Here is a 19,790-nt window from a genome sequence, read left to right on the forward strand (position 1 = left end):
CCGTGTCGGGTTCGACAGTAGGACCGCTGGACGGTGCGGAACTCATCGGCTCGCGGAGGGGGCGTGGCGGGCTCGCGGTGGGCCCAGGTCGGGACTACGGCGGGCCCAGGCCGTGAAAATGCCCCCGCCCCGCGCCGTATGCGCAGGTCGGGGGCATGATCACCAAACCTACTTCTTCTTGCCCTGGTTCTTGACCGCCTCAATCGCAGCCGCAGCCGCCTCCGGGTCCAGGTACTTCCCGCCCGGCGTCACCGGCTTGAAGTCGGCGTCGAGTTCGTAGTAGAGCGGGATGCCCGTGGGGATGTTCAGGCCCGCGATGTCGGCGTCGGAGACGCCGTCGAGGTGCTTGACCAAGGCGCGCAGCGAGTTGCCGTGGGCGGCTACCAGGACCGTGCGGCCGGTCAGGAGGTCGGGGACGATGCCGTCGTACCAGTACGGGAGCATGCGGACGACGACGTCCTTGAGGCACTCCGTGCGCGGGCGCAGCTCCGGGGGGATCGTCGCGTAGCGGGGGTCGTCCGACTGGGAGAACTCCGTGCCGTCCTCGAGCGCGGGCGGCGGGGTGTCGTACGAGCGGCGCCACAGCATGAACTGCTCCTCGCCGAACTCCGCGAGGGTCTGGGCCTTGTCCTTGCCCTGGAGGGCTCCGTAGTGGCGCTCGTTCAGGCGCCAGCTGCGGTGGACCGGGATCCAGTGGCGGTCGGCCGACTCCAGCGCCAGTTGCGCGGTGCGGATCGCTCGCTTCTGGAGGGACGTGTGGACCACGTCGGGGAGGAGATCGGCGTCCTTCAGGAGCTCGCCACCGCGGACCGCCTCCTTCTCGCCCTTCTCGTTGAGGTTGACGTCCACCCAGCCGGTGAACAGGTTCTTCGCGTTCCATTCGCTCTCGCCATGGCGGAGGAGGATCAGCTTGTACGGTGCGTCGGCCATGCGTCCGAGCGTAATCGAAGGCTTTGGCCGGGTGCTCCCCGCGCTCGAAGAGCGGACGGTTGACGGGATCTGTTAATCCAGTGGCCTCCCGGATGCGCGTAATTGTAAGTTGCGGAGGCTGCCCGAGGTTCTTACATCCGTAGCCGCATCCGTAGCCGCATCCGCATCCGTATCCGTGGGGGATCCCTTGTCCATCGCCGCCCTGAGACGCGCCACCCGCGAGACCGTCTCCGGGCTCCCCCGCGAGTTCTGGTGGCTGTGGACCAGCACCCTGGTGAACCGGCTGGGGGCCTTCGTCGCGACCTTCATGGCGCTGTACCTGACCCTTGATCGTGGCTATTCCGCCACCTACGCCGGCCTCGTCGCCGCGCTGCACGGTCTCGGCGGCGTCATCTCCTCGATCGGGGCCGGGGTCATGACCGACCGGCTCGGGCGGCGGCCCACGCTCCTCGTGGCCCAGGCCTCCACCGCCCTGTCCGTGGCATTGCTCGGGTTCGTGCACCACCCCGTCGCCATCGCCGCCGTCGCCTTCCTCGTCGGCGCGGCCTCCAACGCCTCCCGGCCCGCCGTGCAGGCGATGATGGCCGACATCGTGCGGCCCGAGGACCGGGTGCGCGCCTTCTCGCTCAACTACTGGGCCATCAACCTCGGGTTCGCCATCTCCTCCATGGCCGCCGGGTTCATCGCCGAGGTCAGCTATCTCGCCGGGTTCCTGATCGAAGCGGGGATGACGGCCGTCTGCGCGGTCGTCGTGTTCGTCAAGCTGCCCGAGTCGCGGCCCCGGCTCACCAAGACGGACGAGGGCGGCGCGGAGGTCCGGCTCGGGACCGTCCTGCGCGACGGGCGCTTCATGGGCGTCGTCGGGCTGTCCTTCCTGGTCGCCTTCATCTTCCAGCAGGGCTCGGTGGGGCTGCCGATCGCCATGGGCGACGCCGGGTTCTCGCCCGCCGACTACGGTCTCGCCATCGCCATCAACGGCGTCCTGATCGTGGCGCTCCAGATCCCGGTCACGCGGTTCATCGAGCGCCGCGACGCCGGGCGGATCCTCATCGTCTCGTCCCTGCTCGCCGGGTACGGCTTCGGGCTCACCGCCTTCGCCGGGTCGGTCGGCATCTTCGCGCTGACCGTGTGCGTCTGGACACTCGGCGAGATGCTGAACGCGCCCACCCAGACCGGCCTCGTCGTCCGCCTCTCCCCCACCCAAGGACGCGGTCGCTACCAGGGCATGTACACCCTCTCCTGGTCGGTGGCGGCGCTGGTCGCGCCCCTCACGTCCGGCCTCGTCATCGACCGGTTCGGCGCCGAGTGGCTGTGGGGGATGTGCGCGGTCGTCGGCACGGTGGCGGCGGTCGGGTACGGCATGCTCATGCGGCGACTGCCGGCGGAGGCACCGGCCACCGCCGAGACGCCCACCGACGCGAAGCCCGAGGTCAGCCCGGCCTGAACCTCAGCCGCCCGGAACCCACCGCGCGCCACCCTCAGGGATGCATCCGCGCCCCCTTCATCACCTTGTCCACCCCGTTCCTCGGCCCGTACACCGCCAGCCCCACCACATCCAGCTCCCCCGTCGGCACCGCCCGCACCGCCGCCCGGTTGTCGCGGTCGTTGCCCGTGGTGAAGAGGTCGGACGTGAACACCGCGCGCGGGAGAGCGCGGGACAGCACGCGCGCGTGGGCCGTCGTCAGCGTCTCCTTCGTGCCCTCGAAGACCAGGACCGGCTGGCGGAACATCGGCAGGTAGCCCACCCCGTCCGCGTCCTCGTACGGCTCCCCGATCACCTCGGGGAACTGCGTTCCCAGGCCGCTGACCAGGAAGGCGGTGACGTTCAGCCGCTGCCAGGTCTCCAGGTCCTCGCGCAGCAGGACGGCGATCTTGGTGTCGAAGCGGATGGGTTCCATCGCCGTCGTGGTGGTCGTGGCGGTCCTGTCGCTCGCCGCGGTCGTGGCGCTCATGTCGTTCATACGACGAGACTGGCGGCCGCCCTCCACCCCCGTCTTGTACGTTCTTTGCATGGCCGCCGCCCGGAACCGCCAGGAAGTCTCCGCGTGGCGCCCCTCCGTCCCGGGCGTCACCGAGGTCTTCCACGCCCACTTCACGGAGTACGCGTACCCGATGCACGTCCACGAGGCCTGGACGCTGCTCATCGTCGACGACGGCGCCGTCCGCTACGACCTCGACCGGCACGAGCACGGCACCCCGCACGACACGGTGTCCCTCCTCCCGCCGCACGTCCCGCACAACGGCTCCCCCGCCACCCCGCACGGCTTCCGCAAACGCGTCCTGTACCTGGACGGCACCCGGCTCGGCGACGATCTCATCGGCCCGGCGGTGGACTCCCCCGACCTCCGCGACCCGGTGCTCCGACTGCGCGTCGGCCAACTGCACGCCGCCCTCGCCCACCCCGGCGACGAACTGGAGGCCGACAGCCGGCTCACCCTCATCGGCGACCGGCTGCGCGCCCACCTGCGGCCCAGGAGCCCCGCCGAGGTCCCGCGTCGCGATCCGGCGCTCGCGGGGCGGCTGCGCGAACTCCTCGACGAGCGGGTGGTCCAGGGCATCGCCCTCGACGAGGCCGCGGCGCTCGTCTCGGCCCATCCCGCCCATCTCGTACGGTCGTTCAGCACCGCGTACGGCATCGCCCCGCACCAGTACCTGATGTCCCGTCGCGTCGACCGCGCCCGCCGGCTGCTCCTCGCGGGCCGGTCGCCGGCCGAGGTGGCCGTTGCGACCGGCTTCTACGACCAGTCCCATCTCACCCGCCACTTCCGGAAGCTGGTGGGAGTGCCGCCGGGGCGCTACCGGAACAGCGCGCGCTGAGCGTCGTACAGATTGCGCGGGCGTACGACGTCCGTGGTGCCGTACAGCTCCAGGCGGGAGTGGAGGTCCCCGGCGAAGTCGGGTACGTCGATCTGGTCGAACTCCCTGACCTCGTTGATGCCGACGGTGGCGGAGTACGGCGCCAGGCCGTCGAGGCGGATCATGCCCGCGCGGGCGTTGGTCACCCGGACGTTCCAGTGGGTGAAGCGCGCGCCGAACAGCGGGCCCGCGCTCGCGTCGCCGCCGTGGCGGCCGTTGTTGTCGACCGTGATGTCGGTGCGAACGTTGGCGAAGGGCAGGCCGCGGTGGCTGTCGAAGGTGCCCATCCGCATGTCGCCGCGTGACCAGACGTTGTGGGAGGACAGGCCCTCGACGTTGATGCCGTGCAACTGGGTGCCGGCGGGGGCCGGGGTCGTGCGGGCCTCGATCGTGAAGTCCTCGATCAGGTTGTCGTGCGAGCCCTCGCGGCAGAAGTAGGGGTGGTGGCTGCCGCGACCCGCCACGCGCGTGTGCCGGAGCGTGCAGGCGGAGGCCGCGACGAGGCCGAAGCCGTTGTCGACGTGGCGGACCGTCACGTCGTCCGCCCAGCAGTCGTAGGCGCATTGGAAGACGACGCCGTTGTGGCCCTTGTCGAGGAGGTGGGGTTGTTGGGGGGTCTCCGCCGCCTCCAGGGTCAGGCCCTCGACGCCCGATCCCGACAACTCCGGGACGTGGGTGGTCAGTTGTGGGTTCCACTCCGGGCGTACGTCGAGCGGGAGCGGGCGCTCCAGGGTGACCTTGCGGCCGTGGACGCGGGTGATGCGGACCGGCCATTCGTAGGGGACGTACGACGTCAGCTTCGTCTTGTCGTCCCAGGTGTAGGCCTCGGGGCCCGGGCCGCCGCCGCACATGTGCTCCAGGAGGGTGTGCTCGGCGTCGTCGGCGAGGCGGAGGAGGACCAGGGCGCCGGGGCGCAGCGACGAGGGGTCCGTGACGGTCACCGTCCAGGCTCCCCGGTGTGCCGGGGCGACGCCGGTGAGCGGGCGCCACTCGTCGCGGCGGTTGCCCGTCCAGCCCTCGAAGGGCCAGGTCTTCGCCCTGATGGCTGTGACCAGGGAGTTCCAGCGGGCCGTGGGGGCCAGCCAGATCAGCCCGCCCGCCCAGGACCAGGACGACTTGTCGCCGCCGTAGCGGGAACCGTAGCTGCCGATCAGTTCGGTGAGGTTCTTCGTCGCGTGGAGTGTCGTACGGGTGCTGCCGGCTCCCCGGAGGACCACGTTCGAGTGGCCGACGCGGATCACGTCGTCGATGCGGAACGTGCCGGGCGGGATGGTGACCGTGCCACCGCCGGCCCTTCCGGCGGCGGCGATGGCACGGTTGATCGCGGGGGCGGAGTCGGTCGTGCCGTCGGGCGCGGCACCGAAGTCGCGGATGTCGGCGACCACCGGGCGGCGGGGGAAGCGGGGCGCTCCGGCGCGGTGGCCGGCCCGGCCTATGTAGGGGATCTGGGGGTGGGTGAAGGGGGTGCGGGTGAACTCGTGCCAGAGGGGCGGGACTTCGGTGGCGGACGCCGCCGTCGCGGTGCCGGTCGCAGCGGCCAGTGCCACGGCCGTGGTCCCGCCGAGCAGGGCCCGTCTGGTGAGATGCAATCCGGTGAGATGCGCCTTGCCCATATCCGTACGTCCTTCCATGCGGCTCTTCATGGATGTGAACGACGTTCAGAATTGCGTTGGCCGGTGAGCATGCCACGGGACCCCTGCGCGGGGAAGAGGGTGCGCAGGGGTTACAGGGGTTACTTAGTACAGACCTGAGTGCGGACCTGAGTTCAGCGAGCGGGGCGTTGGGTCAGATGACTGAACGCGTCCAGGTTCCGTGTCGATTCGCCGCGCGCGACGCGCCACTCGTACTCCTTGCGGATCGCGGACGCGAAGCCCAGCTCCAGGAGGGTGTTGAAGGCGCCGTCCGCCGCTTCCAGGACCTGGCCCAGGAGGCGGTCGATCTCGTCGGCGGTGACGGCGGCGAGCGGGAGCTTGGCGGTGACGTAGACGTCGCCCAACTGGTCGACGGCGTAACTCACGCCGTACAGCTTGAGGTTGCGCTCCAGGAGCCAGCGGTGGACGCCGGGTTCGTTCTCGTCGGGGTGGCGGATGACGAAGGCGTTCAGCGACAGGGAGTGGCGGCCGAGGAGGAGGGAGACCGTGGTTGACAGCTTGCGGGTGCCGGGGAGCTTGACGACGTAGTTGCCGGGGGCCGGGCTCTCCCACTCCAGCTCGGCGTCCTTGAGGGCTCCCTCGAGGACCTGCGCCGCCTTCTGCGCGGCAGCCATACGTGCGTCAGCCATGCGTCCGTCAGCCATGGTGGGAGCGTACGCGACGCCGGTGGGCGTGGCTCGCGGCGACGTAGACGTCCGCCGTGGCGGCGGCCGCCGCGTCCCAGCCGAAGGACTGGGCGTGCCGGGCCGCGGCCTCGCCCATCCGTGGGGACAGGTGCGGGTCGTCGGCGAAAGCGCGGAGCACGCGCGCGTAGTCGGCCGGATTGTGGCCCTGGACCAGGAATCCGGTACGGCCGTCCCGTACGGCCACCGGGAGGCCGCCCACCGACGCCGCCAGCACCGGCGTGCCCGCCGCCTGCGCCTCGATGGCCACCAGCCCGAACGACTCGCTGTACGACGGCATGACCAGCAGCGACGCCGCCCGGAACCAGTCCGCGAGCTGGTCCTGGTCGACGGGTGGGCGGAACCGTACGACATCCGCGATGCCCAGCCGGGCGGCCAGCTTCTGCAGGCCCTCGGGCTTGGCGAGGCCGCTGCCGCTGGGGCCGCCGACGATCGGGACGAGGATGCGGGAGCGCAGTTCGGGGTGTTCGTCCAGGAGGACGGCCACCGCGCGCAGGAGGACGTCGGGGGCCTTCAGGGGCTGGATGCGGCCCGCGAAGAGCGGGATCAGGGCGTCCTGCGGGAGGTCGAGGCGGGCGCGGGCGGCGGCTCGGCCGTCGGCGGGCGAGAAGCGGGTGAGGTTCACGCCGGGGTGCACTACGGCGACCTTGTCGGGGGCGGCCGCGTAGTGCCGTACGAGTTCGTCCGCCTCTTCTGCCGTGTTGGCGATGAGGCGGTCGGCGGCCGTGACGATCTGGGTCTCGCCGATGACGCGGGCGGCGGGCTCGGGGGTGTCGCCGTCGGCCAGGTTGGCGTTCTTGACCTTGGCCATGGTGTGCATGGCGTGCACCAGGGGGGCGCCCCAGCGCTGGGCCGCCAGCCAGCCGACGTGGCCGGAGAGCCAGTAGTGGGAGTGGACCAGGTCGTAGTAGCCGGGGCGGTGGCCGGCCCAGGCCTGCATCACGCCGTGGGTGAAGGCGCAGAGCTGGGCGGGGAGGTCCTCCTTGTTGAGTCCCTCGTAGGGGCCCGCGTCGATGTGGCGGACCAGGACACCGGGGGCGAGTTCGACGGTCGGCGGGAGGCCCGTGGCCGTCGTGCGCGTGAAGATCTCCACCTCGATGTTGATCGCGGCGAGGCGCTGTGCGAGCTCCACGATGTAAACGTTCATGCCGCCGGCGTCGCCGGTGCCCGGCTGGTGGAGCGGGGAGGTGTGCACGGAGAGCATGGCCACGCGGCGGGGGCGGCGGTGCGGGAGGCGGAGCCGGGGGTGGGGGTGGGTCGCCGGGGAGCGACGCCCGAGCCTGCTGACGTAGTGGCTCACGTGGCGGTCCTCCTTGGCTGCGGGCATGCCGGGTGGAGGGTGCGCGCGCCCTCCACGGGGGTGCAACAGCGGAGGGAGGCATTCCCATTCCGGGTGGGGTGGTTTTTGCCGAGGTATTACCGGGGGTCGCTCAACTGTTCGGGGGTTCTGTGCGTGGGGGTGCCTGTCTTGTGCCTGCGGCGGCCCGTGCGGGATCGGCGGGGGTTCGCGTTGCGCACTACTCGTTCGTCGTGGGTCGGGGCCGCGCCGGGGGGTGTCCGTCCTCGGTCGGGCGGTTGCCGTTGGCCTGGAGGTGCTCTTTCTTGACGCCCGCCGCTGCGGGCGGACACCCCCCGGCACGTCCCCTGCTCGCCGTTGCGCCAGTGCGGGTCGCGTCCCGCCTGGTGCGGGCCGCTTACCCTCGTATGCATGACAGCCCGCGCAGCCGCCCGCCCCGTGGGAACGGTTACTCGCGGGACGACCAACCCCAACCGGCTTCGCCGTATGGACCGGTGGATCGCCTACGCGCACGGGGGCGAGCTGCGGCGGGCCGCGGATCCTGTCGCGGTCGATCTGGGGTACGGCGCCGCTCCCTGGACGGCCGTGGAGTTGCTCGGTCGGCTGCGTACCGTCGCGCCACGCGTGCGCGTGGTCGGTGTGGAGATCGAGCCGGCTCGGGTTGCCGCCGCCAAGCCGTATGAGCGGGAGGGGCTCGTCTTTCGGCACGGTGGGTTCGAGATTCCGGTGCCGCAGCGGCCACTGCTCGTGCGGGCCGCGAATGTGCTGCGGCAGTACGAGGAGGGTGAGGTCGCCGAGGTCTGGGAGCGGCTGTGTGCGCGGCTCGCGCCGGCCGATCCGGTGTCGGGGGCGCTTGGCGGGCTGCTCGTGGAGGGGACCTGTGACGAGATCGGGCGCCGTCATGTGTGGGTCGCGCTGGGGCCGGAGGGGCCGCGCACGGTGACCTTCGCGACGCGGCTGGGCTCACTGGAGCGGCCGTCGGACCTCGCCGAGCGGCTGCCCAAGGCGCTCATCCACCGCAATGTTCCCGGGGAGGCTGTGCATGCGTTCCTGCGGGACTTCGACCGCGCCTGGGCCGCTGCCGCGCCCTACGCGTCGTACGGCGCACGCCAGCGCTGGATCCGGGCGGTGCGGGATCTCGCGGTCGACTGGCCGGTGACGGACGGGCCGGTGCGGTGGCGGCAGGGGGAAGTGACGGTGCGGTGGGAGGCGTTGGCGCCGCGGGGGTGACCCTGTGGTCTGTTCCCTGGCCTGCGGGGAACGATCTCCGCGAGTCGTTCGTCACAAAGGCGGGGAGATCGTCATGACGGGGAGGGAAAGGGGGGAAGCAGACCTCTGTCACTTTGCGCGCCGTCGTGGCACGATCCCCCGGACGCTCGTAAGTTACTGACGAGACATCAGTTTGGGGGCAACAGGTATGGGCTCGGGCAAGCGCGGCCTGATCGCATCGGCTGTGATCGTCGTCTGTGCGGTCACCGTACTGGCGGCGCCAGGCACGGCTTTCGCGGCACCGACCCCCACACCGTCACCCTCCTCATCGCCGACCCCCGTGTCGAACAAGGACCTTGAGGAGGTCCGCCAGAAGCTCGAGAAGCTCTATCACGCCGCGGCCGTCGCCACCGACGAGTACAACGCCGCCGAGGAGGCGGCCAAGAAGCAGTCCGCCGAGATCGTCGCGCTGGCGAAGCGGATCGTCAAAGGCCAGGAGAAGCTCGCCGAGTTGAAGAAGCACGTGGGCGCCGCGGCCGCCGCCCAGTACCGCTCCGGCGGGCTGCCCGACGAGGCGCACCTGATGCTCAGCGACGACCCGCAGGAGTTCCTCGACGGCGCGGGCCGGGTGCTGCAGGGCGGGCGGGCCGCCAAGGGGCTGCTGGCCGAAATGACCCGCACCCAGCAGGACTTGGAGCAGTACGCCAAGGACGCCTCCGCCCAGTGGCAGAAGCTGGAGGCGGGCCGCAAGGCCAAGGCGGCCGCCCAGAAGAAGATCGAGAAGCAGATCAAGGCGGCCGAACAGCTCGAATCCCAGCTGGAGAAGGAGGAGCTGGAGCGCCTCGCCAAGCTGGAGGAGGAGGCCGCCTACAAGGCGCAGACCGCCTGGCTGGACTCCGGCGTCCTGAAGGACCTCGACACCAAGGCCTCGAAACAGGGGCGCAAGGCCGTCGAGTATGCCTCGGCCCAGCTGGGCAAACCGTACGAATGGGGCGCCGAGGGCCCGAAGACGTACGACTGCTCAGGCCTCACGTCGCAGGCGTGGGCGAGCGCCGGAAGCGGCATTCCGCGGACCTCGCAGGAGCAGTGGAAGCAGCTGAAGCGCATCGGCATCGAGGACATGCGCCCCGGCGATCTCATCATCTACAACGACGACGCCAGCCATGTCGCCCTCTACATCGGCGACGGCGCCATCATTCACGCCCCGCGCCCCGGGCGCACGGTGACCGTCGCGGGGGCCGGTTCGATGCCGATCCTCGGGGTGGTTCGGCCCGATGCGGGTTGATTCGGGGCGTCTTGCGCTGAGTGGGCCGTGACCCGCACCACGTGACCCACCCCACGCCACATAGCCACCAAACCCAGGGTGGACGTGACGTTCGTCATCCCCACCCCCTCCCCGGCCTGTCCAACTGCGGTAGGGAACGCGGCATATGACAGTGGCCGGTGTCCAGGCGGGGTGTCTCACACCATTCCGTTGCGGCGCCGACTACCGCTATGGTCCCCGTCGGTGGATCGAGGTCCCTCGTTTCCGCCAGCCCTCGGGGGGAGGGAAGGAACCCAAGACGATGCCCCTACCCATACCGCGGCAGCGAGCCATCCCGGCCGTGGAGAGTGGTCAGGCACCGGCCGCGCCCCCAGGCGGCACCTCCAAGGAAGAGGCCCCGCGTAAGGAAGAGACGGTCGAGAACACCACCCACACCAATCTGACGCTGCTGCTGATCGAGGACGATCCCGGCGGCTCCACGGTCGTGCCCGAGATGCTCGACTCGGCCGGCAAGCCGATCCGCGTGCGCACCGCCCGCAACCTCACCGAGGCCGAGCGGCTGCTCACCGACGACGTCCACTGCATCCTGCTGGACCTCGCGCTCCCGGCGCCCGGCCGGGCCGCCGACGACGAGCTGGCCGTGCTCAGGCGCGTCCTGGAGATCGCGCCCCGGCATGCCGTCCTCGCGCTCACCGCGTCCGGCGACGCCGAGCGCGGCGCGGAGGCGGTGCGTGTGGGCGCCCAGGACTACCTCTTCCGGGACGAGCTGGACGCACGGCTGCTGAGCCGCGCGATCCGCTACGCGGTGGAGAGGAAACGTTCCGACACGGCCGAGCGGCGGCTTGCCGAGGGCCGGATGCGGGCGCAGGAGAACCGTCGGCTGGAGCGCGGCCTGCTGCCGACGCCGCTGCTGGAGGGGTCGTCGCTGCGGTTCGCCGCGCGCTACCGTCCGGGGCGTTCGCGTGCCCTGCTGGGCGGTGACTTCTACGACGTCGTCCGCACGGCCGACGGCACCGTGCACGCCATGATCGGCGACGTCTGCGGGCATGGGCCCGACGAGGCCGCCCTCGGTGTGGAGCTGCGGATCGCCTGGCGCGCGCTGACGTTGGCCGGGCTGTGCGGGGACGCTCTGCTGGGGACGCTCCAGCAGGTGCTGGAGCACGAGCGGGCCGACGAGGAGATCTTCGCGACGCTGTGCACGGTGGACATCGCGCCGGACGGACGCCGGGCGGGGCTGTGTCTCGCGGGGCATCCGTCACCGCTGCTGGCCCGGCCCGGGCGGCCGGCGCAGTTGTTGCCGTACGACAACAACGGGCCCGCGCTCGGTCTGCTGCCCGGTGCGCGGTGGCCGCGGATGGAGGTGAAGCTGGGGGCGGAGTGGAGTCTGATGCTCTACACCGACGGCTTGATCGAGGGCCGTGTCGGTGAGGGCCGGGAGCGGCTCGGCCAGGACGGCATGGTGGAGATGGTGCGGCGGCAGCTGTCGGAGGGGCTGCAGGGGGAGGCGTTGTTGCGGGCCGCTGTCAATGAGGTTCGGGACCTCAATGGGGGCGAGCTGGCGGACGATGTGGCTGTGCTGTTGCTTGACCGGACGGTGTAGCGGGGACTCGCCGTTGCGGGGTCTGTCGTATGCCGTCTGCGGGTTCGCTTGGGCTGGTCGCGCCCACGCGGCGGAGCCGCAAAATTGACACAGCCCCGCGCCCCTTAAGGCGTTGCCGCTGAGCGGCGCTGACCAGCAGCAGCCGCCGTTACCGCTCGCCGGCTAGCGGCCGCCGTTCCACGGGCCGTACGGGCCGTCGCTGCTGGAGCCCTTTCTGGCGCGGCCGCCGCCGGGCATGCCCTTGATCGCGGGGCGGACGTCGACCATGTACACGATCGTCGCGATGAGGCCGATGATCGGCAGGAACGACAGGATGTTGAAGATCAGGTTCACGATGAAGGCGAGGCCGAGGATGATCAGCCAGAACGGCTTGGTCTGCTTGTCCGCCGCGCGGTAGGCGTCCTCGCGGCGCGTGGCCGCGTCGATCAGCGCGAAGCCGCTGAAAAGGATCAGGGCCATGCTCAGCAGCCACATGAACCCCGCGAAGCCCTGCATCAGCACAACGTCCACCACCCGAATCGGCTCGTACCTACGCGGTCACCGTACCCGCAACCGCAGGACCGCTACCCGAACAACGGGCCGAGCACTCCGCAAGTGCCCGGCCCGTGTCGAACAGCCCCTTTTCACCCGTCCGTGTTACTTGGCGGGCGGAGTCGTCTTCTTGGCGGTGGTCTTGCGCGCCGCCGGGGTCTTCTTGGCGGTGGTCTTCTTCGCCGGGGCGGCCTCGGCGACCGGCTTGTCCTCGGCGGGCTTGGCCTCGGCCTTGTCCTCCTTGACCGCGGCCGGCTCGGCCTTCGGCTCGACGGCCACGGCGAGCTCCTCGATCTCCTCGGCCGCCTCGCCGCGCCAGGTCTTCACGGCCTGCTCGCCGTGCTCAGCGACCTTCTCGTAGGTCTCGCGGGCCTTCACGGCGTACTCGGCGGCGACGCCGACACCGCGCAGCGCGAGGTCCTGAGCGGTCTCGCCGAGCTTCTTCAGGTCGGCGTCGAGGTTGCTGCCGAACTTCTTGAAGTCCGCGTCCAGGTTGCTGCCGAACTTCTTGACGTCGGCATCCAGGTTGCCGATGAACTCGTTGACCTTGGTCTGGAAGCTCTCCTGCGCCTCCTTGGCCTTGGCCCCGGCCTCCTTGGCGCGGGCGGTGGCCTTGTCCTGGACGGCCTTCGGGTCGGTGTTGCGAACGGCCTCGAACCGGGCCGGCGCCTCGGCGCGCAGCTGCTCCACCAGGCCGGGCACCTTCTTGGCCTGCTGGAGGGCCAGGTCGGCGGTGCCGGCGGCGAAGTAGAGCGGGGTCGGGTCGCTGAGGGTCTTACGCAGGTCGTCGGCGATGGCCATGGTGATGGTCCTCCCGGGTTGCTTTGAAGTGAGGGTTTTAAATCCGCGGTCGGTCGGACGGACGGCTGCTCGCCGTCGCGTGCCTCGCGTACCTTGCTTGCCTTGCTCGGCTTGCGTGCCGACGTGTGCTCGCTCGTGGCGTGCGCACGGCAGTGCTCGGTCAGCCGGCTGACTGCTGCGGGTTGGTCGGGTTCTCCGGGTCGGCGTCGCTGCCGTCGGACGTACGAGTGGTGCGGGTGGTGCGGTTGGTGCGCGTCTTACGGGTCGTACGGCTACGGCGTACGGCGGCGTCGCTGCCCTGAGCGTCCACCGCGTCCGCGGCATCGGCCGCGTCCGCCGCACCCTCGTGGCCGTCGCTCTGCCGGGTGCCCAGGTCGGCCAGTCGGACCGCCTCGGACGGCTCGACCGTCTCGGCGGCCTCCCCTGCCTCCGGGGATATCCCGAACCCGTTCTCCTTGCGGAAGGATTCGTAGATCTGGAGCAGCACCTGCTTCTGCCGCTCGTTCAGCGTGGGATCGGCGAGGATGACGGCGCGCGTCTCCACCTCGTCCCGGTCCCGCTCGGCGTCGAGGATGCCGGCGCGCACGTACAGCGTCTCGGCGGAGATCCGCAGCGCCTTGGCGACCTGCTGCAACACCTCCGCGCTCGGCTTGCGCAGCCCGCGCTCGATCTGACTCAGATACGGATTGGACACCCCGGCGGCATCGGCGAGTTGCCGCAGTGACAGCTGCGCGGTGCGCCGCTGCTCACGCAGATACTCGCCGAGATTGCCGACGTTGAGCGATGCCATGCCCCCACCTTGCCTCACCCCCGCTAACTATTGCAAGCACCCGCTTGCAAAAGTGCGCCATGCCACGTGGTGACTGGGCGCCGGTTCCCGGCTGCAAGACAGGTCGAGGCCCTCGTGTGTCCGACAGTCAGCGTGGGCTGATTCAGCGTGGGCTGATGCAGAAGGGATGCCCAGCCGGATCGGTGAGGACGCGCGCCTTGTCGCCGTGCGGCTGATGATCCGGCTTGCCCGCACCCAGCTCCAGCAGCCGGGCCTCGGCCACGTCCAAGTCCTCGTCGACCTTGAAGCAGATGTGAAGCTGCTGGGGGACGATTTGACCGGGCCACCTCGGAGCCAGGTAGTCGTCGACCCGTTGAAATCCGATGACGAGTCCGTGCTCACCGTTGAGCCCCGCGAAGTCGGCGTCCGACTTCGGGTGCGGTTCAAGGCCGGTGGCCTGCTGATAGAACGCCGCCAAAGCCAGCGGATCAGGGCAGTCGAGCGTTATCGCGACCAGCTTCATCTGCAGGTTCGTCTGCAAGGACATGGCGCCTCCGGGCCGACCAGTGGACTTCCGCGATGAACACCCTAGATGCGGCTGCCCACAGTGATCCGCGACAGGACAAGCAGGTCCATAGGATCACCGCCATGACGCTGCGACCTGTTCTGGTGAACATAAAGGCTGTTGACGACTCGGCGGTCGCCCGGTTCTGGGCGGCGGCGCTCGGCTGGGAGGTCTCCGGCTCAGAACCCGGCGCGACCGCAGCCAAACCCGCCGGCTTCGACTGGCTGGAGCCGGTCGGCGTATGCATCGACGTCATCGCCGTACCGGAATCCAAGACAGCGACGAAGAACCGTGTGCACCTCGATCTCGCCACCACCTCCGCTGCCCATCAGGCGGAGTTGGTCGCGCGCCTGAAGGATCTCGGTGCGACGCCCGCCGACGTGGGCCAGGGCGGCGACGTGCCGTGGACGGTTCTCGCTGATCCTGAGGGCAACGAGTTCTGTGTGCTGGAGCCTCGGGAGAGCCACCGGGACACCGGGCCGATCGCCGTGATCGTCGTCGACTGCGCGGATCCGCGGGCCATGGCCCGGTTCTGGGGCGAGGCGATCGACTGGACCCTGCACGAGGTGACCGACGACCATGCGGTGTTTCGCTCCGCCAAGGGTGCCGGGCCGTATCTCGAATTCCTCCGCACCGGCGCGAAGGCCGTGCCGGACCACGACCGCGTCCATCTCGACCTGGTGCCGGACCCCGGTGACGACAAGGCGGCGGAAGTGGCCCGGCTGCGGGCCCTCGGCGCCACCGACCTCGACGTCGGCCAGGGCGACGTCCCGTGGACGTGCCTCGCCGACCCGGAGGGCCACGCGTTCTGCGTCCTCGCCCGGTCCTGACGCGGAGCCTCTACGGCACCCCGGCACGGGAGCCTTGTGTGCTGACCGAGTTCAGCGAAGCGGCACGAGGCTCTGCGGCCGCGCCCTGGCCGAAAAGTGCGGGCGCACCCACGGCACGGGGAACGATGAAGCATGCGCCCGGATGACTGGTACCTCACCGAAGACGTCGACGACTTCCTCGCCCGAGCCGGAGACTTTCTGCGCTCTCGGCCCGGCACGCACGTCATGCAGCTGACCTGGGCCGAGAGAGTGCGCGTGCGTGGGGCGGAGGCGTTCGGCGCCGTAGCCCCCCTCTTCGGTGTGCTGGAGCGGGCAGGCGAGATCCACGCGACCTTCTACCGCCTCCCGCACCGTGGTTGCAGCCTCTCCCCGCTCACGCCCGAGCAGGCCGACACCCTCGCCGCCCGCCTGGCCGCCCTCGGGCAGCCTCTTCCCTCCGTCAGCGCGGACCAGGACACCGCCACCGCTTTCGCCGAGGCCTGGCAGCGGCACACCGGCGCGACGCCGAAACTCCGCGACATTCGGCTCCGGCTGTACCGCCTGGGCACCCTCACCCCACCGGAGCCGCCGCCGGCGGGCCGGGGCCGCGTCCTGGGCGAGCAGGACCTCGACGAAGCCATGTTCTGGTGCGGCGAGTTCGCCAAGGCCGTCGGCGAGGTCGTCACCCTGGACGCCGACTCGTGGGCCGAGTCACGCTTCGCCGACAAGCGCTACACGCTCTGGGAGACCCCGGACGGCACTCCCGTCTCCGTCGCGGGCATGAACCCGGTGATCGGCGGCCAGGTGCAGGTGGACATCGTCTACACGCCGGCCCACCTGCGCGGTCGCGGCTACGCGGCCGCCGTCACGGCGGAGGTGAGCCGGGCCGCGCTGGCCGCGGGCGCGCGGGACGTCGTGCTGTTCGCGGACCTGTCCAACCCCACCAGCAACGCGCTCTACCAGCGCCTCGGCTATCGCAAGCTCGCCGACTGGGCCGCGTACGAGTTCCCGGGTGCGGCATCGGAAGTCGGTTAGGGGCGTCGGTTACGGGCGTCGGTCAGGGACCGGTCAGGGACGAGCAAATGCGCGGGGCTGGGCACGCACCCTCCCCCGCGCCCTCCTCCCCCGCACCCTCCCCATCCGTGGGCTGGACGGATGAAAGCCGCCTGCTCCATACGTAGTGCCCGCGAGCGGCTGCCAGCCCCTGTGGCGATCCGCTCCTCGATCATCTTCGCGTCGGCGCCCGGCCGGCCTGAGGCGAGGAGTACGCGTGTCGGAGCGGAATGTTTCCCGGAGACGGTCGAACCGGATGCGCGCCAGGTGGGCCGCGGTCTGTGCGGGCCTCGCCCTGTCACTGACCGGCGGCCTCCAGAGCGCGGCGGCCACCTCCGACACACCCGAACCGCCGCGACCGCCGGGAGGGCTCCTCACCGCCCCCGCGGCGTTCCTCGCGGGGACCCTGCACCCGGATGCGCCGCCGGCCGGAGCCGACGACTGGAGCTGCAAGCCCACGCGCAAGCATCCGCGCCCGGTCGTCCTGCTGCACGCGACCTGGACGAACGCCTATTCCGACTGGAGCATGCTGGCCCCCTGGCTGAAGCAGCAGGGCTACTGCGTCTTCACCCCCAACTACGGCGGCGCGCCCGGCAGCCCGTTCAAGGCCAGCGGCCCCATCCCGGACTCGGCCCGGCAGATCGCCGGATACGTCGACCGCGTGCTCAAGGCCACCGGTGCCCGCCAGGTCGACCTCGTCGGGCACTCCCAGGGCGGAGGCGTCACGCCCCGCTGGTATCTGCGGTTCGAGGGCGGCACCAAGCCCGCGCATCCGAAACAGAACAAGGTGCGCCGCCTCATCGGCCTGGCGCCCTCCAACCACGGCACGACCGCCCTGGGCCTCGGCACCCTGGCCACCACGCTGGGTCTCAACCCGGCCATCTCCGCCGTCGTCGGCCAGGCATGGTCGGACCAGATGGTCGGCTCGGACGTGAACAAGAAGCTGGACAAGGACGGCGACACCCAGCCAGGGGTCGACTACACCGTCATCGCCACCCGGCTCGACGAGGTCGTCACCCCGTACACGAACCAGTTCCTGACCGCGGGAAAGGGCGCGACCGTCCGGAACATCACGATCCAGGACATCTGCCCCGAGGACCTCTCCGAGCACGTCTCCCTCGCCTACGACACCAACGCCGCCCAACTCGTGGCCAACGCCCTCGACCCCGCCCACTCGAAGCCCGTCCAATGCGGCCTTTCCCTGCCGCTGCTCGGCGGCTAGGGCCCCTGCTCGACGGCTGAGGCCCGGCGGCCACCCGCTTCCCTCCCTGCCATGTCACACAAAGGGCGACTCCGCTCGTCCTAGGTTTCACAGACGTATTGCGGAATCGGGACGGTGAGTGTCATGCGGGTGTTCGTCGCAGGGGGGACCGGGGTCATCGGGCGGCGGCTGGTGCCCCGGCTGGTGGAGCGCGGGCACCAGGTGACGGCCACGACGACGAGCGCGGCCAAGCTCGACCTGGTGCGGCGGATGGGCGCGGAGGGAGTCGTGATGGACGGGCTCGACGGCAGGTCCGTCGCCGCGGCGGTGGCGGCGGCCCGGCCGGACGTCATCGTGCACCAGATGACGGCGATCTCCGCGCCGCACTCCGGCAAGCCCGACATCAGGCACTTCGACCGGTGGTTCGCCACCACCAACCGGCTGCGCACCGAGGGCACCGACCACCTGCTGGCCGCCGCGGCGGCGACCGGCGTCCCCCATGTCGTCGCGCAGAGCGCCGCCATCTGGAACGGCGTCCGCGAGGGCGGCTGGGTGAAGACCGAGGAGGATCCGCTGCCCGTCGAGACGGGGAAGCTGCGTGCGCTGGGGGAGGCGATCCGGCACATCCAGGAGGTTGTCCTGAAGGCCGACGGGACCGTCCTGCGCTACGGCGGGTTCTACGGGCCCGGCGCCACCGACGACCAGGTCGAACTCGTACGCAAACGGCAATTCCCGCTGGTCGGGGGCGGTACCGGCTACTGCTCCTGGGTGCATCTCGACGATGCCGCGAGCGCCACCGTCCTCGCCGTGGAGCAGCGGGCGAGGGGCGTGTTCAACATCGTCGACGACGAGCCGGCGCCGGCCAGTGAGTGGCTGCCGTACCTGGCCGCCTGCGCCGGCGCGAAGCCTCCGCTGCGGGTTCCCAAGTGGCTGGTCAGGCTGCTTGCCGGGGACGTGGCGGTGACGATGATGACCGAGGGGCGGGGGTTCTCCAACGCCAAGGCCAGGCGGGAGCTCGGCTGGGAGCCGCGTTATCCGTCGTGGCGCGAGGGGTTCCGGGAGGAACTGGCGCGGTCGTAGCCGTATCCGCGTCATCCCCGATATCCCCGTCATCCCCGGCACCCGGATACCCACTTTTTTGTGCGTACTTGGCAGCGCGCGCCCGTCATCCGACCCTTGATGTGGCTGATCCGGATGAAGGCCGGATGAAGGACGGAGGTGGGATTCAGCTCAGGAGGCCGACTGAACGTCGTCGGTCATGCGCTCCAGGCGGCGGTGGCCCCAGTCGGAGAGGGGGCCGAGAGCCTCGGCGAGGTCGCGGCCGAACTCGGTCAGCGAGTAGACGGTCTTCAGCGGCAGCACGTCGTACACCTCCCGGTGCACCAGCCCGTCCGACTCCAGCTCGCGCAACGCCTGGGTCAGCACCCGCTCGCTGAGGCCCGGCAGCCGGCGGCGCAGTTCCGCCGGGCGGCGGGGGCCGTCCTCCAGCAGCCACAGCAGTGACGTCTTCCACTTGCCGTCGATCACGGTGATCGCGGCGGTCACCCCGCACACATTCGGATCGTGGCGCCGATGCGTCATGTCCCACCCTTCATTCAGCACCCCTTTTGTCATCAATTATCGTCACCCTACAGGGAGTTGAGTCATGTCTGGCTACGTCGGCGAATCCGCCGTCACCGTCCTCGGTCTGGGCCCGATGGGCCGTGCTCTGGCGGGCGCGTTCCTGGACGCGGGAGTGCGGGTCACCGTCTGGAACCGCACGCCGGGGCGGGACCGCGAGCTGCTCGACCGCGGTGCCACGGCCGCCGCGTCACCGGCGGAGGCGGTCGCCGCCAGTGCGCTGACCGTCGTCTGCGTGGTGAACTACGACGCCGCCGACGCCGTCCTGCGGCCGGATGCGGTCACCGGGGCGCTCAAAGGCCGTACGGTCGTGAACCTGACCGCCGACACCCCGGCCCGCGCCCGGGACACGGGCGACTGGGCCTCCGCGCACGGCATCCACTACCTGGACGGCGCGATCATGACGCCGACCACGACGATCGGCACGTCCGACGCGGTGTTCATCTACAGCGGCCCGCAGGAGCTCCACCGCGAGCACCGGCCCGTCCTGGACGCGCTCGGCGGCACCCACACCCACCTCGGCGAGGACATCGGCCGCGCCGCCGCCTACGACGTCGCCCTGCTCGACATCTTCTGGACGGCGATGTCGGGCTACGCGCACGCCCTGGCCGTCGCCCGCGCCGAGGGCATCACCGCGCGGGAACTGCTCCCCTTCGCGCAGGGCATCGGCGCGATCATGCCGCCGCTCTTCGAGGAGTTCGCGAGGGACGCCGACGACGGCACCTACTCCGGCGAGCTCAACCCGATCACCTCCGCCGCGTCCACCATGGCCCACGTCATCGAGACCTCCGAGTCGCACGGGATCGACGCGAGCCTGATGCGCGCCGCCGAGGGCCAGGCCCGCCGGGTCATCGGACTCGGACACGGGACGGACGGCGTCACCCGCGTCACCGAACTGCTGGGCCGCCACCTGCGGTGACCCACGACGTGGGCGAGGAAGGGGGCGGTTC

General features: G+C 70.7%; 20 protein-coding genes. 10 read left to right on the top strand and 10 right to left on the bottom strand.

Going from position 1 to position 19,790, the window contains the following annotated elements:
- Nucleotides 1-168: 168 nt before the first annotated feature.
- Complete coding sequence (locus ACIA8X_RS41745; protein WP_393452380.1) at nt 169-930, bottom strand: phosphoglyceromutase; 762 nt, start codon at nt 928-930, stop codon at nt 169-171.
- A 187-nt stretch (nt 931-1,117) separates the two neighbouring features.
- Between ACIA8X_RS41745 and ACIA8X_RS41750 the strand changes: the two genes are divergently transcribed.
- Complete coding sequence (locus ACIA8X_RS41750; RefSeq protein WP_393452377.1) at nt 1,118-2,374, top strand: MDR family MFS transporter; 1,257 nt, start codon at nt 1,118-1,120, stop codon at nt 2,372-2,374.
- Between the two features lie 34 nt (nt 2,375-2,408).
- Here ACIA8X_RS41750 and ACIA8X_RS41755 read toward each other — a convergent pair whose 3' ends face one another.
- Entirely contained in the window at nt 2,409-2,882 is a 474-nt protein-coding gene (locus ACIA8X_RS41755; protein WP_393452374.1) for a DUF2000 family protein, read from the bottom strand.
- A gap of 58 nt (nt 2,883-2,940) precedes the next feature.
- Here ACIA8X_RS41755 and ACIA8X_RS41760 point away from each other — a divergent pair, with 58 nt between their 5' ends.
- Nucleotides 2,941-3,747, top strand: a complete 807-nt coding sequence (locus ACIA8X_RS41760) for an AraC family transcriptional regulator (RefSeq protein WP_393452371.1) — start codon at nt 2,941-2,943, stop codon at nt 3,745-3,747.
- Here the strand turns inward: ACIA8X_RS41760 and ACIA8X_RS41765 are convergent.
- From ACIA8X_RS41765 to mshA, 3 genes are all read right to left on the bottom strand, one after another.
- On the bottom strand, nt 3,726-5,417 hold the full coding sequence (locus ACIA8X_RS41765) for a glycosyl hydrolase family 28-related protein (protein ID WP_393452368.1): 1,692 nt from the start codon (nt 5,415-5,417) through the stop codon (nt 3,726-3,728). The genes ACIA8X_RS41760 and ACIA8X_RS41765 overlap by 22 nt on opposite strands.
- 134 nt (nt 5,418-5,551) lie before the next feature.
- Nucleotides 5,552-6,052, bottom strand: a complete 501-nt coding sequence (locus ACIA8X_RS41770) for a YbjN domain-containing protein (protein ID WP_393453063.1) — start codon at nt 6,050-6,052, stop codon at nt 5,552-5,554.
- Between the two features lie 22 nt (nt 6,053-6,074).
- On the bottom strand, nt 6,075-7,421 hold the full coding sequence (gene mshA / locus ACIA8X_RS41775) for a D-inositol-3-phosphate glycosyltransferase (RefSeq protein ID WP_393452365.1): 1,347 nt from the start codon (nt 7,419-7,421) through the stop codon (nt 6,075-6,077).
- Between the two features lie 408 nt (nt 7,422-7,829).
- On the opposite strand from mshA, the gene ACIA8X_RS41780 reads away from it, so the two are divergent.
- From ACIA8X_RS41780 to ACIA8X_RS41790, 3 genes are all read left to right on the top strand, one after another.
- Nucleotides 7,830-8,648, top strand: a complete 819-nt coding sequence (locus ACIA8X_RS41780; protein WP_393452362.1) for a class I SAM-dependent methyltransferase — start codon at nt 7,830-7,832, stop codon at nt 8,646-8,648.
- Between the two features lie 187 nt (nt 8,649-8,835).
- A complete protein-coding gene (locus ACIA8X_RS41785) occupies nt 8,836-9,912 on the top strand; it encodes an NlpC/P60 family protein (RefSeq protein ID WP_393452359.1) in 1,077 nt (358 codons plus the stop codon).
- Between the two features lie 280 nt (nt 9,913-10,192).
- Complete coding sequence (locus ACIA8X_RS41790; protein ID WP_393452356.1) at nt 10,193-11,491, top strand: PP2C family protein-serine/threonine phosphatase; 1,299 nt, start codon at nt 10,193-10,195, stop codon at nt 11,489-11,491.
- Nucleotides 11,492-11,653: 162 nt separating this feature from the next.
- On the opposite strand, the gene ACIA8X_RS41795 is transcribed toward ACIA8X_RS41790, so the two are convergent.
- From ACIA8X_RS41795 to ACIA8X_RS41810, 4 genes are all read right to left on the bottom strand, one after another.
- Nucleotides 11,654-11,986, bottom strand: coding sequence for a DUF2516 family protein (locus tag ACIA8X_RS41795; RefSeq protein WP_393453060.1), 333 nt, complete (start codon nt 11,984-11,986; stop codon nt 11,654-11,656).
- A 141-nt stretch (nt 11,987-12,127) separates the two neighbouring features.
- Complete coding sequence (locus tag ACIA8X_RS41800) at nt 12,128-12,823, bottom strand: hypothetical protein (protein ID WP_399460499.1); 696 nt, start codon at nt 12,821-12,823, stop codon at nt 12,128-12,130.
- Between the two features lie 160 nt (nt 12,824-12,983).
- Entirely contained in the window at nt 12,984-13,613 is a 630-nt protein-coding gene (locus tag ACIA8X_RS41805; RefSeq protein ID WP_399460500.1) for a helix-turn-helix domain-containing protein, read from the bottom strand.
- A gap of 142 nt (nt 13,614-13,755) precedes the next feature.
- Nucleotides 13,756-14,115 (bottom strand): VOC family protein, encoded by a 360-nt coding sequence (locus ACIA8X_RS41810; protein ID WP_399460545.1) that lies wholly within the window; start codon nt 14,113-14,115, stop codon nt 13,756-13,758.
- 125 nt (nt 14,116-14,240) lie between these two features.
- Here ACIA8X_RS41810 and ACIA8X_RS41815 point away from each other — a divergent pair, with 125 nt between their 5' ends.
- From ACIA8X_RS41815 to ACIA8X_RS41830, 4 genes are all read left to right on the top strand, one after another.
- On the top strand, nt 14,241-14,987 hold the full coding sequence (locus tag ACIA8X_RS41815; RefSeq protein WP_399460501.1) for a VOC family protein: 747 nt from the start codon (nt 14,241-14,243) through the stop codon (nt 14,985-14,987).
- Nucleotides 14,988-15,119: 132 nt separating this feature from the next.
- Nucleotides 15,120-16,001 carry a GNAT family N-acetyltransferase gene (locus tag ACIA8X_RS41820; protein WP_393452341.1) on the top strand — a complete coding sequence of 294 codons (882 nt, stop codon included), beginning with the start codon at nt 15,120-15,122 and terminating at the stop codon, nt 15,999-16,001.
- A 274-nt stretch (nt 16,002-16,275) separates the two neighbouring features.
- Nucleotides 16,276-17,241, top strand: coding sequence for an esterase/lipase family protein (locus tag ACIA8X_RS41825; RefSeq protein ID WP_393452338.1), 966 nt, complete (start codon nt 16,276-16,278; stop codon nt 17,239-17,241).
- A 123-nt stretch (nt 17,242-17,364) separates the two neighbouring features.
- Nucleotides 17,365-18,300, top strand: a complete 936-nt coding sequence (locus tag ACIA8X_RS41830; RefSeq protein WP_399460502.1) for an NAD-dependent epimerase/dehydratase family protein — start codon at nt 17,365-17,367, stop codon at nt 18,298-18,300.
- Nucleotides 18,301-18,450: 150 nt separating this feature from the next.
- Here the strand turns inward: ACIA8X_RS41830 and ACIA8X_RS41835 are convergent, their stop codons facing one another.
- On the bottom strand, nt 18,451-18,801 hold the full coding sequence (locus ACIA8X_RS41835; RefSeq protein WP_393452332.1) for a winged helix-turn-helix transcriptional regulator: 351 nt from the start codon (nt 18,799-18,801) through the stop codon (nt 18,451-18,453).
- A gap of 64 nt (nt 18,802-18,865) precedes the next feature.
- Between ACIA8X_RS41835 and ACIA8X_RS41840 the strand changes: the two genes are divergently transcribed.
- Nucleotides 18,866-19,759, top strand: coding sequence for an NAD(P)-dependent oxidoreductase (locus tag ACIA8X_RS41840; RefSeq protein ID WP_393452329.1), 894 nt, complete (start codon nt 18,866-18,868; stop codon nt 19,757-19,759).
- Nucleotides 19,760-19,790 lie beyond the last annotated feature (31 nt).

Origin of the sequence: Streptomyces sp. NPDC051738, from assembly GCF_044453205.1 — a bacterium.
Taxonomy (GTDB): Bacteria; Actinomycetota; Actinomycetes; order Streptomycetales; family Streptomycetaceae; genus Streptomyces.